Annotated in this window: 13 protein-coding genes; 7 read left to right on the top strand and 6 right to left on the bottom strand. The window is 69.0% G+C overall.

What is annotated here, in order from left to right; all coding sequences use genetic code 11:
• The first annotated feature begins 98 nt into the window (after nucleotides 1-98).
• Nucleotides 99-1373 (top strand): hypothetical protein, encoded by a 1275-nt coding sequence (locus QCD70_RS00890; protein ID WP_301213235.1) that lies wholly within the window; start codon nucleotides 99-101, stop codon nucleotides 1371-1373.
• Between the two features lie 32 nt (nucleotides 1374-1405).
• On the opposite strand, the gene QCD70_RS00895 is transcribed toward QCD70_RS00890, so the two are convergent.
• Nucleotides 1406-1576 (bottom strand): hypothetical protein, encoded by a 171-nt coding sequence (locus tag QCD70_RS00895; RefSeq protein WP_301213236.1) that lies wholly within the window; start codon nucleotides 1574-1576, stop codon nucleotides 1406-1408.
• Nucleotides 1577-1690: 114 nt separating this feature from the next.
• Between QCD70_RS00895 and QCD70_RS00900 the strand changes: the two genes are divergently transcribed.
• Nucleotides 1691-1996 (top strand): GNAT family N-acetyltransferase, encoded by a 306-nt coding sequence (locus QCD70_RS00900; RefSeq protein WP_367316683.1) that lies wholly within the window; start codon nucleotides 1691-1693, stop codon nucleotides 1994-1996.
• A 49-nt stretch (nucleotides 1997-2045) separates the two neighbouring features.
• On the opposite strand, the gene QCD70_RS00905 is transcribed toward QCD70_RS00900, so the two are convergent.
• The gene (locus QCD70_RS00905; protein WP_441004896.1) at nucleotides 2046-2948 is read right to left on the bottom strand and encodes a hypothetical protein; all 903 of its coding nucleotides are present in this window, start codon (nucleotides 2946-2948) and stop codon (nucleotides 2046-2048) included.
• Between the two features lie 71 nt (nucleotides 2949-3019).
• Between QCD70_RS00905 and QCD70_RS00910 the strand changes: the two genes are divergently transcribed.
• Nucleotides 3020-3523: a DUF427 domain-containing protein gene (locus tag QCD70_RS00910; RefSeq protein WP_301213239.1), complete on the top strand. Its 504-nt coding sequence runs from the start codon at nucleotides 3020-3022 to the stop codon at nucleotides 3521-3523.
• A 30-nt stretch (nucleotides 3524-3553) separates the two neighbouring features.
• On the opposite strand, the gene QCD70_RS00915 is transcribed toward QCD70_RS00910, so the two are convergent.
• Together QCD70_RS00915 and QCD70_RS00920 are read right to left on the bottom strand one after the other, a co-directional pair.
• Entirely contained in the window at nucleotides 3554-4393 is an 840-nt protein-coding gene (locus tag QCD70_RS00915) for a DUF3097 domain-containing protein (protein WP_301213240.1), read from the bottom strand.
• Between the two features lie 63 nt (nucleotides 4394-4456).
• Nucleotides 4457-5743: a CoA transferase gene (locus QCD70_RS00920; RefSeq protein WP_301213241.1), complete on the bottom strand. Its 1287-nt coding sequence runs from the start codon at nucleotides 5741-5743 to the stop codon at nucleotides 4457-4459.
• 138 nt (nucleotides 5744-5881) lie between these two features.
• Between QCD70_RS00920 and QCD70_RS00925 the strand changes: the two genes are divergently transcribed.
• Together QCD70_RS00925 and QCD70_RS00930 are read left to right on the top strand one after the other, a co-directional pair.
• Complete coding sequence (locus QCD70_RS00925; protein WP_301213242.1) at nucleotides 5882-6853, top strand: LLM class F420-dependent oxidoreductase; 972 nt, start codon at nucleotides 5882-5884, stop codon at nucleotides 6851-6853.
• Between the two features lie 108 nt (nucleotides 6854-6961).
• Nucleotides 6962-8461, top strand: a complete 1500-nt coding sequence (locus QCD70_RS00930) for an MFS transporter (protein WP_301213243.1) — start codon at nucleotides 6962-6964, stop codon at nucleotides 8459-8461.
• Here QCD70_RS00930 and QCD70_RS00935 read toward each other — a convergent pair whose 3' ends face one another.
• Nucleotides 8462-9328, bottom strand: a complete 867-nt coding sequence (locus QCD70_RS00935) for an aminotransferase class IV (protein WP_301213244.1) — start codon at nucleotides 9326-9328, stop codon at nucleotides 8462-8464.
• Nucleotides 9325-9837 carry a metallophosphoesterase family protein gene (locus tag QCD70_RS00940; RefSeq protein ID WP_301213246.1) on the bottom strand — a complete coding sequence of 171 codons (513 nt, stop codon included), beginning with the start codon at nucleotides 9835-9837 and terminating at the stop codon, nucleotides 9325-9327. The genes QCD70_RS00935 and QCD70_RS00940 overlap by 4 nt, the downstream gene beginning before the upstream one ends.
• A 39-nt stretch (nucleotides 9838-9876) precedes the next feature.
• On the opposite strand from QCD70_RS00940, the gene QCD70_RS00945 reads away from it, so the two are divergent.
• Both QCD70_RS00945 and phoA read left to right on the top strand, forming a co-directional pair.
• Nucleotides 9877-11451, top strand: coding sequence for a DUF7059 domain-containing protein (locus QCD70_RS00945; RefSeq protein WP_301213247.1), 1575 nt, complete (start codon nucleotides 9877-9879; stop codon nucleotides 11449-11451).
• A 141-nt stretch (nucleotides 11452-11592) separates the two neighbouring features.
• Nucleotides 11593-13503, top strand: a complete 1911-nt coding sequence (gene phoA, locus QCD70_RS00950) for an alkaline phosphatase (RefSeq protein ID WP_301213248.1) — start codon at nucleotides 11593-11595, stop codon at nucleotides 13501-13503.
• Nucleotides 13504-13513: the final 10 nt, after the last annotated feature.

The raw sequence follows: 13513 nt of genomic DNA on the forward strand, positions 1-13513 counted from the left end.
CCGACGTGCCGGGGTGCGACGTGGCGCCTTCATCACGATTGGCTACCGGAACGGCCCCCCGGTCGGGGGCCCTCACAGACGCTGAGTACCCTTGAATCGTGGGAATTCTTCGTGACGCCAGACTCGGACTCAAGGTCGGACTCGACCTGCTGAAGTCGCGCCGCACGCGGGGCGAACTCGCCCACAAGCTCGCCGGACGACCGCCTTTCGCCCCGGGGACCTTCGAGATCGCGGTGTACTTCGCCGACGGTGACGTGAACCTCTACCAGCTCCGCCAGTGGTACGAACCGCTGGCCGAGCTGGCGAAGACGTGGCCCGTCGTCATCCTCAGTCGCAACCCGTCGGCCATGAACGCGCTTCTCGACGAGTCGCCCGTTCCCGTGGCGTACGTGCGCAAGGTCATCGACCTCGAGAAGATGATCGAGGAGCAGCCGCTCAAGATCGTCTTCTATGTGAATCAGAACGCTCGCAATTTTCAGATGATGCGCTACGGGCGCCGTTGGCACGTTTTCATCAACCACGGTGAGAGCGACAAGATGTACATGACCACCAACCAGTTCAAGGCCTATGACTACAGCCTTGTCGCGGGCGAGGCGGCGGTCGCTCGACTGAACCGCGTTCTGTGGGATTACGACTTCGACAAGCGGGCCATCCGCATCGGGCGGCCGCAGGCCGACCACTATTCGGGGCCGGTGCCGTATGCGCCAGACGAACGACGCGTGGTGCTCTATGCGCCGACGTGGGAAGGCGACAGGCCGTCGGCCGCCTACGGCTCGATCGTGACCCACGGGGTCACCCTGGTATCCCAGTTGCTCGCGACGGGCAAGCACCGCGTGATCTACCGGCCGCATCCTCGGAGCGGAGTCGTCGACCCCGGCTACGCCGCGGCGAACCAGCAGATCATCAGGATGATCTCCCAGGCCAACGCCGCAGATCCGCGGGCGCAGCACGTCTTCGACGATGGGCCCCAACTCGGCTGGCAGCTCGCGGCCGCCGACATGGCTGTCGTCGACATCTCGGCCATGGTCTACGACCGTCTCGCCAGCGGAAAGCCCCTTTTCGTCACGAGGCCGGCGAACGCCTTGGCCGAGATCGATTCGAGCGGGTACCTGTTCGAAGCCGAGTGGCTCGACGCCGACGAGTCCGCCGACATCGTGGCTCGGATCGACGCGTTGGAGCACGATCCCGAGGCGGAGGCGCGTCTCGCCTTCTGGGTCGAGCGTTATTTCGGAGACACGACGCCCGGTGCCACGACCCGCAGGTTCCATGAGGCCATCGACGGGCTCATGAGGCAGTGGCAGCACAATGCCGACCTCCACGCCGACGACGGCCCGGTCGACGAGCACGCTCCGGTCGCTGACGAGTCGCTGTAGCGGCGACTCTGCTCAGGTTCAGCTGTGCAGGTTCACCGGTCGACGCGGGCGAGGCGCATACGCACCAGCACGACCGCGACACCGATCACGACCAGGACGACAGCGGCGGCGATGAGCATGGGGACGAACGCCACTCCGGTGTCGGCCAACGTGGTGCTGACGGGAGTGATCTCCGTGGTCCATCGTGCGAACAGTGCTCTCACCCCGCCTTCTGCCTGCATGTAACGAATCGATAACTTCATCACAGCTTAGCAGTCGACTCTCAGCGATTCACCATAGAGGTGTGCGAGTCGCAAATACGGCGCAGAATAGAGACCATGATCGAGATCGCGGATACAGGCCGGCTCTACGAGTTGAGCATCGACGGCGAGGTCGTCGGTCGGTGTTTCTATCGCGACGCAGGGCCGCGCAGGGTCTTCCTCCACACCGAGGTCGACGCGCAGCACGCCGGACAGGGGTTGGCGACGAAACTGATCGAATATGCCCTCGGCGACTGCCGTACGCAGGGGATGCGCATCGTCTCGCGCTGCCCCATGGTCTCGGCGTACCTCGCGAAGCACGACGATTTCGATGACATCATCGACACACCCGCCGGAGTCGACGGGCCGACGCCCGGGCAGTGACATCGGTTGACGCCTATCGACTGACCGGGTGGCCGGGGTGCGGATCCGATCAGATCCGCACGTCCGGCCACTCCGAGCCCGGCGCATCCGGAGCCAGCACCTCGGGTTCGGATGCCTTCTTGGAGCGGGTGAGCATACGCGGCAGCCGCGACGGCTTGCCCGTCGTCAGCTCCTTCTGCTTCGGCGCCTTCTTCTCGCGGGGCACCACGACCTTCGGCTCCAGGCTCGCGGGGAAGAACGGCGGCGGAGGCCCGAAGGCGTAGCGGGCGCTGTGCACGACCTTGCGGCCGAGGATGTGGTTTCCGGTTCCACCGATGACGGCGCCCACGCCGAAGGGGACGAGGCGACCCACTGCTCCGGCGCCGGTGCGGGCGGCGAGGTGCTTGAGGAAGGTCGTCTTGAGCCGGTCGGCGATCGGTCCGACGGCGAACTGCGGGAGGCTGCGTGTGACGAGGGTTCCCCAGTACTGGGTTCGCGGTGCACCCGTTCCCGCCACCTGGCCCGCGAGCTGCCTCACGAGGTCGGCGCCGGCGGTGCCCATCATCATCGACATCACGAGGGTGCGTGCCCGGTCCGGATCGTCGACGGCGATGCCGTGCACCTCGGTGATCGACTGGGCGAACAGGGCGCTCGCCTCGAGGAAACCGGCTGTCTCGACGCCGGTCAGGGCCAGCGACACTCCCACCCCGATGCCGGGAATGACAGCACTGGCGCCGACCGCTGCGCCGCCTGTCGTGACCGCGGCCAGGTACCGGTTCTCGAGGATCTTGATGATCTGCTCGGTCGAGGCGTTCGGGTGCATCCTGCGGATGGACTTGATGTGCGCGATCACCACGGGTCGGTGAACGCTGAGCAGCCCATCGATTCCGCGGGTGAACTGCGGGTGCAGGTCGGGATCGTAGATCGTGGGGCCGGGTTGCGGTTCGCCGATCTGCTTCTGCTTCTTCGCCACTGATGATCCTTCGTTCGGTCGGTGGGGTGATCATCCTACGATCCGTACCCGGGAGAGCGTAGTTTCGACACATGAGCCCACGACCTTCGAACGCCCAGACGCCCGCCGACGGCCAGGAATCGGTGTGGGACTACCCGCGCCCGCCCCGCGTCGAGAAATCGACCGAACGCATCCGGATCACCCTCGGCGGGGTCGTCATCGCCGACAGCGTCGATGCGGTGCGCGTTCTCGAGACGAGCCATCCGCCCGTCTACTATCTGCCCCGCGCCGACTTCGCCGACGGTGTTCTCAGCTCGGCACCCGGCAGCTCGTTCTGCGAGTTCAAGGGATCGGCGAAATACGTCACAGTGCGCGGCGGCGACGTCGTCGCGGCCGGCGCGGGCTGGTTCTATCCCTCGCCGACCGCGGGCTTCGACGAGCTGCGAGACCGGGTCGCGGTCTACCCGGGGGCGATGGATGCCTGCACCGTCGACGGCGAGACGGTCGCGCCCCAGGAGGGCGATTTCTACGGCGGGTGGATCACGTCGCGCGTCGTCGGCCCGTTCAAGGGCGCGCCCGGCACCCTCGGCTGGTGAGGCCGACAGCTGCTCGGCGCTGCTCGGCGGCTACTCGGCGGTGACGAAGTCGATGAGCTGCTCTACCCTGCCGAGCAGCTGCGGCTCGAGGTCGGTGTAGGTCGATACGCGCGACAGGATGCGCTGCCACGCGCGCGCGATGTCGGCCTGCTCGGCGTGCGGCCACCCGAAGGCCTCGCAGATGCCGTGCTTCCACTCGATCGACCGGGGGATCACTGGCCACTCGGTGAGGCCCAGTCGCTGCGGCTTGACCGATTGCCACACGTCGACATACGGATGCCCGACCACGATCACGTTCGTGCCATGCGGTCCGCGCGCGACCTTCTCCGCGATGCGGCTCTCCTTCGAATTCGGCACCAGGTGGTCGACCAGCACGCCGACGCGTCGTCCGGGGCCGGGACGGAACTCCGCGAGCACCTCCTCGAGGTGGTCGACGCCCTCGAGGTACTTGACCACCACGCCTTCGGAGCGCAGGTCGGAACCCCAGACCTTCTCGACCAGTTCCGCGTCGTGGCGTCCCTCGACGAAGATGCGGCTGGCGCGGGCCACGCGGGCGCGTTCCTGGGGTCCGGCGATCGATCCGGAGGCGGTGCGGCCGAGTCCGGTCTGCTTCGTGCGGGGTGCGCGCACGGCCACGGGTGTTCCTTCGAGAAGGAATCCCGGCCCGAGGGGGAACATGCGGCGACGGCCCTTGCGGTCCTCCAGCTCGACCATGCGACCCTCGATGCGCACGACCGAGCCGCAGAAGTCGCTGGCGACGTCTTCGAGCACGAGGTCGGTGACCGCCTCGACGACCGGGAGGTCGATCCTGGCCGGGCGTCGTGAGAAGTCGGCCAGTACATCGGAGCCGTAGCGGTCGTCGTTGTTCATCTGATCGACGCTAGCAAGACGCGAGCCGCCGACCCGCGAGGCTCGCTGGGTGGTCGGCGGCGATCACAGCCAGACCGGCGCGTCGGCGCCGAGCGGATGCGCGGGGGCCGCGTAGTCGGCGAATTCCGTGAGGGCGGGTCGCGCCGTCGTGACATCGCCGTGCGTGACCACGACGTCGCCCTTCAGCGCTTGCCGCTCGGCACTGCTCGTGTACCGCTCGTCCCCGAGGAGCTCTGCGGCCACGCCCGCGAGCGACACCGAAACACGTCGACCCCGTGGATCGTCGAGCTGGTCGGTCAGCGCACGCACCACGGAAGCGGCGAGCCGGTATCCGGCGGAGTGATCGAGCGCCTGCACCGGCAGGGCACCGGGAACGGACGGCCCGGCTCCGGCGGTCTTCGACTCGATGATCGAGATGCCCGTGACGGCCTGTACCAGGCTGTCGAAGCCTCGTCGGGTGCGCCATCCTGGAACGTCGCCCCAGGCATCCACCGTGGCGTGCACCAGGCCCGGAGGAAGCTCGAGACCGAGAGCCTCGATCGCGTGCGGCCGGTAACCGCTGACGAGAACGTCGGCGTCGGCCAGCAGAGCGTTGATCGCCGTGAGCCCGGAGGCGGTCTTCGCGTCGAGGAGCGTGGATCTCTTGCCCTGGCCCGTGTCGACGTGCTGCACCGCGATCTCGGGCATCGTGGGCGGGTCGATGCGCAGCACGTCGGCGCCGAGCAGGGCGAGACTGCGGGTGGCCACGGGCCCGGCGATCACCCGGGTCAGATCGAGAACACGGATGCCGGACAGCGGCGCCTCCTGCCGGCCGTGCGGTCGCCGCGTGGTCGGTCGCCGCCCGGACGTCACCTCGCTGCCGCGGTGAACCGCGGAAGGCCTCCACTCGCCTGGTTCGCGCACCCGGACGGCCAGGGCGCCGACGGCCCAGGCGGCATCCTCGACGGCGTGAGCGTCGAGGGAGACGACGGCCGCAGCGAACTCGGCGGCGCTCGTGTCGTCCGACAGCCCCACGGCGAGACACAGGCGCCGGTGGTGGTGGGGATAGTTCGCGTGTGTCCTGATCCAGCCGTCGCGCGTGGGGAAGAATCCCGAGAGCTCGGCGAACATCGTGACGGGCTGACCCTGCAGGCGCAGGAGACGATCGCTGCCATAGGCGGCGGCGATGCGGTCGGCGTCCAGTACCCACGGTCGGGCTCGGCCACCGGAGGCGAGCAGGTGAGCGGATACGGCGCCGGCGAAATCGGCCACGCTGCGCGATGCCAGCCCCGCGACATCCAGGGCCGACGGCAGGAGTCGTCGAAGGCGCGCCTCGTCGGGCGGGATCACTTCGGTCTCTGGCGACGGCATGTCAGCACGCTACTCCGGTGGGGCCCGTGGGTCGGCCAGCACACGGCCCCGCACGAGGGCAACCCCCGCTCGCGTCGCTCGGCCGGATCGTAGCGTGGAGTGAAAACCACTGGGAAAACCCCTGAGAAAGGCGCATCGATGACACGGTTCGGTTACACCCTGATGACAGAGCAGAGCGGCCCGAAGGAGCTGGTGGGCTACGCGGTCGACGCCGAGCGGGCCGGGTTCGACTTCGAGGTCTCGAGCGATCACTACTCGCCGTGGTTGACAGAGCAGGGGCACGCGCCCTACGCCTGGACGGTGCTCGGGGCCGTGGCGCAGGCCACGGAACGCGTCGAGCTCGCGACCTACGTGACCTGCCCCACGATGCGCTACCACCCGGCCGTGATCGCTCAGAAGGCGGCGACGATGCAGCTGCTGAGCGACGGTCGCTTCATCCTCGGGCTCGGGTCGGGCGAGAATCTCAACGAGCACGTCGTCGGTGAGGGCTGGCCCTCGGTGGCGCCCCGCCAGGATATGCTCGAGGAGGCCGTGACGATCATCCGCGAGCTGCACACCGGCGAGCTGGTCACCTGGGAGGGCGAGTACTTCAGGGTCGACTCCGCACGCATCTGGGATGCTCCCGACGGCGGCGTTCCGATCGGCATCGCGGTGTCGGGCGAGAAGTCGATCGAGAGGTTCGCGCCGCTCGGCGACCACCTCATCTCGACGGAGCCGTCGGCGGACCTGATCGCCGGCTGGACGAAGGCCCGATCGGGCGGAGCGCCGTCGCGCTCGATCGGCCAGATCCCCATCAGCTGGGCGCCCGACAAGCAGGATGCGATCGCCCGGGCGCACGACCAGTTCCGCTGGTTCGCAGGCGGCTGGGCGGTGAACTCCGACCTGCCGACGCCGGCCGGTTTCGAGGGGGCGAGCCAATTCGTGCGGCCGGAGGACGTGGCCCAGCAGATCGCCTGCGGTCCCGACCTCGACGAGCTCGCCGAGAGCGCCCGACCGTTCCTCGACGCCGGATACACCGATCTGGCGATCGTTCAGATCGGCGACGAGCTGCAGCAGCAGTTCCTCGACGAGGTCGCCGAACCGCTGCTGGAAAAGCTCCGCGCGCTCTGACCCGGGACATCGGCGGAGGGGGCCTTCGGGCATAGAATCCCGATCGGAATGGTTGCGCCTACGTGGTTGCGAACCTGCACCCTCTTTTCGAAAGGCACCACCCGGCCTATGGCCCCCTCTACCGACGCCCCCGACGACTCCACCAACCAGACCCCTCGAGAGCGACGGCAGCGCGCGAGACTCGCCCGCACACCCAGCGAACGGGCGATCGTCTCCACCCTCGCACTCACCGGCCTGACGGCCGCGGTCATGCAGACCCTGGTCACGCCGATCACCCCCGAGCTCCCCACACTGCTCGACACCTCCAGCTCCAATGCCACGTGGGTGCTCACGGCCACCCTCCTGGCTGCGGCCATCACCACACCCATCTCGGGTCGACTCGGCGACATGTTCGGCAAGCGCCGCATCACGCTGCTCCTGCTGGCGATCACGGTGGTCGGTTCCATCGTCTGCGCGCTCGCCCAGGACGTCACCGTGCTGATCGCGGGACGAGCGCTCCAGGGCGTGGGGCTCGGCGTCATCGCTCTCGGAATCAGCATTCTGCGCGACGTGCTGCACCCCAAGCGGCTCGGCGCCGCCGTGGCTCTGGTGAGCTCGACGCTGGGGATCGGAGGCGCGCTCGGACTGCCTTTGGCGGCCTTCGTCGCGGACACCTTCGACTGGCACGTGCTGTTCTGGATGGCGACCGCGCTGTCTGCTCTCGCCTTCGTGCTCGTGCTGTCGATCGTCCCCGTCTCCACCCTCCGCACCGGCGGCTCGTTCGACTACATCGGTGCGATCGGATTCGGTATCGGGCTCGTGGCGATCCTGCTCGCGGTGTCGAAGGGCAATGAGTGGGGCTGGGCGACGCCGGGCACCATCGGCCTGTTCGCCGGGGGAGCCGCCGTGCTCGTCGTCTGGGGCGTCTACGAGCTCCGCGCATCCAACCCCCTGATCGATCTGCGGATCGCTGCGCGACGGCCGGTGCTTCTGACGAACCTGGCGTCGATCACCGTCGGGTTCGCCTACTTCGCCAGCGTCGCGGTGCTGCCCCAGCTGCTCGAGGCCCCCACCGATACGGGCGTCGGCCTCGGCCAGACGCTCTTCATCGCCAGCCTCTGCCTGATGCCCAGCGGAATCGTCATGTTCTTCCTCTCGCCGATCGCAGCGCGTCTGTCGGCGAGCAGGGGGCCGCGCACGTCGCTTGTGCTGGGATCGTCGATCATCGCGGTGGGCTACGTCGTCGCCGTCGGCCTGATGACCGAGGTCTGGCACGCCGTGCTCGTTGCTACCGCGGTGGGCTTCGGCGTCGGCTTCGCGTACGCCGCCATGCCGACGCTCATCATGCACGCGGTGCCCGCATCGGAGACGGCGGCGGCGAACGGATTCAACTCCGTGATGCGCACGCTGGGATCGACGATCGCCGCGGCGGTCATCGGCGTGATCCTCTCGTCGCACGTCGACATCGTGGGGGAGCGCGCCATCCCGACGGCAGCCGCATTCCAGTGGTCGTTCGGACTCGCAGCCGCGGTCGCCCTGGCCGGGGCCGTCCTCGCGCTCTTCCTGCCTCGGCGCGAGACGGTGTATCAGACGGCGAGCATTCCTGTCGTCTCTCCGGACAAGGCCTGATCACTCACTGCGCGCGGCGCCCGCCAGCCAGTCGTTGAGCTCGGCGGTCAGGTCGCCGTCGACCGGCATCGGCTGTGCGTCGAGGGTGTGCACGGCCACCGCCTGGCGCACGCTCGACACCAGCCAGAGCGCGTCGCAGTCGGCGAGGTCGCGGGCGCGGATGGGCGCGAACCGCGTTCGCAGGCCTCGTGACTCGAAGAACCGGAACGCCGTCGCCTGCGTCGTTCCGGCCAGGATCCCGCTCTCGACGCCCGGGCTCTCCACGACGTCGCCCCGTCGCACGAGCAGGCTCGACGTGGGCCCCTCGAGGGCGAGTCCGTCGGTCGACGTGAAGATCACGTCGTCGGCACCGCGACGGGATGCCTCGCGCAGCGCCGCTGCATTCGTCGCGTACGACAGGTGCTTGGCCCCCAGCAGCAGCCAGGGCGCTCCATCCGCCGCGTCGCTGGCATAGCCGCGATCGAGCGTGACGACCGAGACGCCGCTGCGCCGGATGCCGGTGAAATCGCGGGCGGGTCGGGCCAGCAGCCAGGCGGTCGGCGTGCCGTCGCCGCCCTCGATGCCCCGCGTCATGGCGAGAGTCACGGCCAGACGCTGCACCGGATCGTGCGCCTCGATCGACATCGCCAGCGCCTCCGTCCAGCGGGCGCGATCGATGACGGGCAGGTCGAGCGCCCTCGCCGAGGCCTCGAGGCGATCGAAGCGGGCGCCGAGCGGAGGCATCCGGCCGTCGATGATGCTGATGCTCTCGAAGACTCCGTCGCCACTGGTCGCCCCCCAGTCGGTCACGGCCAGCTGGGGCTGCCGGGGATCGACCTGTCTGATGCCCGACGGCTTGAGGAGAAGAACGACCGGAGTGCTCGTCACGACTGCTCCCTGTCGACGATGTGCAGCTCGACGTCGCGCAGCTCGCCGGAGTCGGCGACCGCGCTGAGATAGGTGCAATGGGGTTGGCGTCGACGATCGGTCGGCGACCCGGGGTTGAGCAGGCGCAGGCCTGTGGCGGCCGTGGTGTCCCACGGAATGTGGCTGTGGCCGAAGACGAGCACGTCGGCATCGCCGAACATGGCTGCCATGCGAGCTTCGCGGCCCGTCGCCGCGCCCGTCTCGTGGATCATGGCGAACCGCAGGCCCTCGACCTCGAACCGCGCAACCTCGGGCAGTCGCGATCGGAGGCCGTCTCCGTCGTTGTTGCCGTACACGCCCACGAAGCTCGTCGATCGGGCCTGCACGTCGTCGAGGGTCGCCTCGTCGACCCAGTCGCCCGCGTGGAGCACGAGGTCGGCGTCGTCGATGGCCTGCCACACCGGGCGGGGGAGAGCCTTCGCCCGTTTGGGCAGGTGCGTGTCTGCGATCATCACGATGCGAGTGCTCATCCGTTCAGTCTGACAGTGCGGGTGGGATTGAATAAGGGGGTGACTCATCCCCAGCGCGACCTCATCGCGGCCCTCCGTTCCGATCTCACCGCCGCGGGGTTCACCGTCTCCGCCCTGTCCGGACTCTGGGGCCCCGATGCCGACGCCGCCTTGCACCGCAATCAGCGTGTGCCCGCCCTGCGTGCGCTCGCCCGCCTGCGCAGCACCCTGGGGCGCTCGACGGCGACGGCGACGCTCGCCGAACTCTTCGTTCTGGGGCTGCCGGTCGCGCCTGCCCTGCTCGCCGAGGCGCTGCCGAGCCTGGGTCTCCAAGGCGCGGCGGAGCTCCGCCTGATCTCATCCGTCGACGAACGCGACGAGAGCGTGCGACCCGTGGCCGATCTGCGCCCCTACAGCTTCATCGACCAGCTCGGCGTCGGCAGCTGGTGGATCGTGTCGGATCTGGGGGAGCTCTCGCTCGGGCATGCGGTCGGCGAGGATCACGTGCTCGGCGTCGGAGGCGCATCCCTGACCCTGAGCGGACTCATGATCCAGCGCCCCGTCGACAGCGCTCTCGACCTCGGCACCGGATGCGGCATCCAGGCCATGCACGCCGCACGACACGCACGCCGGGTCGTCGCGACGGACATCTCCTCCCGGGCCCTCGACATCGCCTCGCTCAACGCCGAGCTCAACGGCTTCGAGAACATCGAGTTCCGCCTGGGCAGCCTCTTCGAGCCGGTCGCCGACGAGTCGTTCGACCAGATCGTCTCCAATCCGCCCTTCGTGATCACCCCGCGGGCAGAGGGAGTGCCGAGCTACGAGTACCGCGACGGAGGCATGGTCGGTGACGCCCTCGTGCAGCACGTCGTGCGTCACGCGGGAGAGCATCTCGCACCCGGCGGAATCGCCCAGTTCCTCGGCAACTGGGAGTACACGCACGCGGAAGCGGGGCTCGACCGGGTGCGCGGATGGCTCGACGACACGACTGATCCGATCGTCGACGCCTGGGTCATCGAGCGCGACGTGCAGCACATCGACGAGTACGCCGAGACCTGGATCCGAGATGGCGGCACGACGCCGGCCTCGCCCCAGTTCGATCGGCTCTACGGCGCCTGGCTGAACGACTTCGAGCACCGCGGCGTCGAGCAGGTCGGCTTCGGCTACGTCATGCTGAGGCGACCGGATGCGGCGACGCCGGCAACGCCGTCGCCACTCCGCCGACTCGAGCAGTTGCATGGCCCGCTCGGAGGCTCCGGCTCCGGTATCGGCGCGCACCTGAGCGACTGCCTCGTCGGCCACGACTGGCAGGCGGGGCGCAGCGACGCCGAGCTTGCGGCATCGACGCTGGTCGTCGCATCCGATGTGACCGTCGAGCGGCACTACTGGCCCGGCGACGACGACCCCACCGCCATGATCCTCAGGCAGGGCGGCGGCTTCGGTCGCCAGACCCCGATCGACACGGGCCTCGTTGCCCTCGTGGGCGCCTGCGACGGCGACCTCGCCATCGCCGCGATCTGCGGCGCCCTGGCCCAGCTGCTGTCGGTCGATGAGGCGGCGCTCCTCGACGAGCTGCTGCCGCGGGTGCGCGCGCTTCTCGACGACGCCATCCTGCTGCCGACGACCGAGGGCTGACAAGCCGGAAGACACGCCCGCGTGAACTCCCGTTCGCGGAAACGGCACCGATCGGTCGCGCGTTCGTCACCTCCCGTTCGTGTTCCCGGTGTGCCCTGAACAGGTGGCAATCCCGCCTCCGTCGATCAGGAGATCACACGCATGAACACACACTTCTTCCGGGGATCACGACCCCGGCGCCGAACCCTGGCCGGGGCCGCGGCCGTGCTCGTCGCCGCGAGCGTCATGGCCCCCGCGGCCGTCTTCGCCGCCGAACTGCCCGACAACGGCGGCGCTGCGCGCAGCGAGGGCGACAGCACCGCGGCCCTGCGCGCATCCATCGCCGACGGACCGGCCAAGAACGTGATCCTGCTCATCGGCGACGGCATGGGCGACAGCGAGATCACCATCGCCCGCAACTACGCCTACGGAGCCGCGGGAACCCTGCCCGGTATCGACGCACTGCCCCTTACGGGTCAGTACACGACCTACTCCCTCTACAAGGACGGCGCCAACAAGGGCAAGCCCGACTACGTGCCCGACTCCGCCGCAACCGGCTCGGCATGGGCGACGGGAACGAAGACCTACGACAACGCCATCTCGGTCGACATCGACGGCGCTCCGCAGCAGACGCTCATCGAGATCGCCAAGGCCAACGGCCTTCGTACCGGCAACGTCAGCACGGCGGAGATCCAGGACGCCACCCCCGCGGTGCAGATCGCTCACGTGGACGCGCGCAGCTGCTACGGCCCCGACTCCACCACGTGTGGAGACGACGCCCTCGCGGCGGGCGGTCTCGGATCGATCAGCGAGCAGCTGATCGACTCGCGTGCCGACGTCACGTTCGGCGGCGGTTCGACCTCGTTCGGACAGACCGCCAAGGCCGGAGAATGGAACGGCCAGACGTTGTTCAGCCAGGCGAGCGACCGGGGCTACCAGCTGGTCGACGACGCTACTGAGCTCGCAGCCGTCACCGAGGCCGACCAGCAGAAGCCCGTCCTCGGGCTCTTCACTCCGGGCAACTTCCCCACGCGATTCGCGCCGACCACGGCGACGGTCGGCGGCGCCGACGCGCCCGTCACCTGCGCACCGAACCCCGACCGTCTCTCGACCGATCTCTCGCTCGCCAGCCTGACGCAGAAGTCGATCGACCTGCTCGACACCCCCGACAGCAAGGGGTTCTTCCTGCAGGTCGAGGGCGCGTCCATCGACAAGCGCGACCACAGCGCCGACGCCTGCGGCCAGATCGGTGAGACGATCGACCTCGACGAGGCCGTGCAGAAGGCCCTGGCCTTCGCCGAGGCCGACGGCAACACGCTCGTCATCGTGACGGCGGACCACGCCCACACGAGCCAGATCGTCGACAGCACACCGCCGACGAGCCTGAGCACCGCCGTGACGACCGCCGACGGAACGGTCATGAAGATCTCCTACGGCACGGCCGCGGCCGGTGGATCGCAGCAGCACACGGGCACCCAGCTCCGTGTCGCCGGATACGGACCCGGCGCTGCGAATGTCGTCGGACTCATCGACCAGACCGACAACTTCTTCACCATCGCCAACGCCCTCCAGCTCGAGCGCGACACGGCATCGCTGAGCGGTGGTGCAGCGCTCACGCTGCCGAAGACGACATTCGCGCCGGGCGAGTCCTTCGATGCGATCGTCTCCGGCCTGGCGGGCGACCGCCAGCTCACCGGAACCGTCGCATCCACGACCGACCCCGCGACCGCGACCGAGGTGCCCAAGACCGACGTGATCGATGGCGGCCTGACCCTCGCCACGTCGGCGCCCGATGCGGTCGGCGAGTACACGATCCAGCTCGTCGGTACCCAGAGCCAGAAGGCCGTCTCCGCGACCTTCCAGGTCACAGCCACCGGCGAGGCCGCACCGGCCGCACCTGGAGCGAGCGTCCCGGCGGGCTCCACGGCCGGAGGAACGGGCGCAGGCGGCTCCGCGGTCGGCCTGGCCCTGACCGGTGCCCAGGTCTTCCCGTTCGTGGCAGCGGCCCTCGCCCTGCTCGCGGTAGGCGGAGTGCTCATCGCCCGTCGCCGTCGCTCGAGCACGATCGGCTAGCCTCGCCGAG

Origin of the sequence: Agreia sp. PsM10 (assembly GCF_030433855.1) — a bacterium.
Classification (GTDB): domain Bacteria; phylum Actinomycetota; class Actinomycetes; order Actinomycetales; family Microbacteriaceae; genus Agreia.

Coding starts and splice junctions, on each gene's coding strand:
- QCD70_RS00910 (WP_301213239.1), top strand. CDS start 3,020: ATGAGCCCACGACCTTCGAACGCCCAGACGCCCGCCGACGGCCAGGAA.
- QCD70_RS00920 (WP_301213241.1), bottom strand. CDS start 5,743: ATGCCGTCGCCAGAGACCGAAGTGATCCCGCCCGACGAGGCGCGCCTT.
- QCD70_RS00930 (WP_301213243.1), top strand. CDS start 6,962: ATGGCCCCCTCTACCGACGCCCCCGACGACTCCACCAACCAGACCCCT.
- QCD70_RS00925 (WP_301213242.1), top strand. CDS start 5,882: ATGACACGGTTCGGTTACACCCTGATGACAGAGCAGAGCGGCCCGAAG.
- phoA (WP_301213248.1), top strand. CDS start 11,593: ATGAACACACACTTCTTCCGGGGATCACGACCCCGGCGCCGAACCCTG.
- QCD70_RS00915 (WP_301213240.1), bottom strand. CDS start 4,393: ATGAACAACGACGACCGCTACGGCTCCGATGTACTGGCCGACTTCTCA.
- QCD70_RS00900 (WP_367316683.1), top strand. CDS start 1,691: ATGATCGAGATCGCGGATACAGGCCGGCTCTACGAGTTGAGCATCGAC.
- QCD70_RS00940 (WP_301213246.1), bottom strand. CDS start 9,837: ATGAGCACTCGCATCGTGATGATCGCAGACACGCACCTGCCCAAACGG.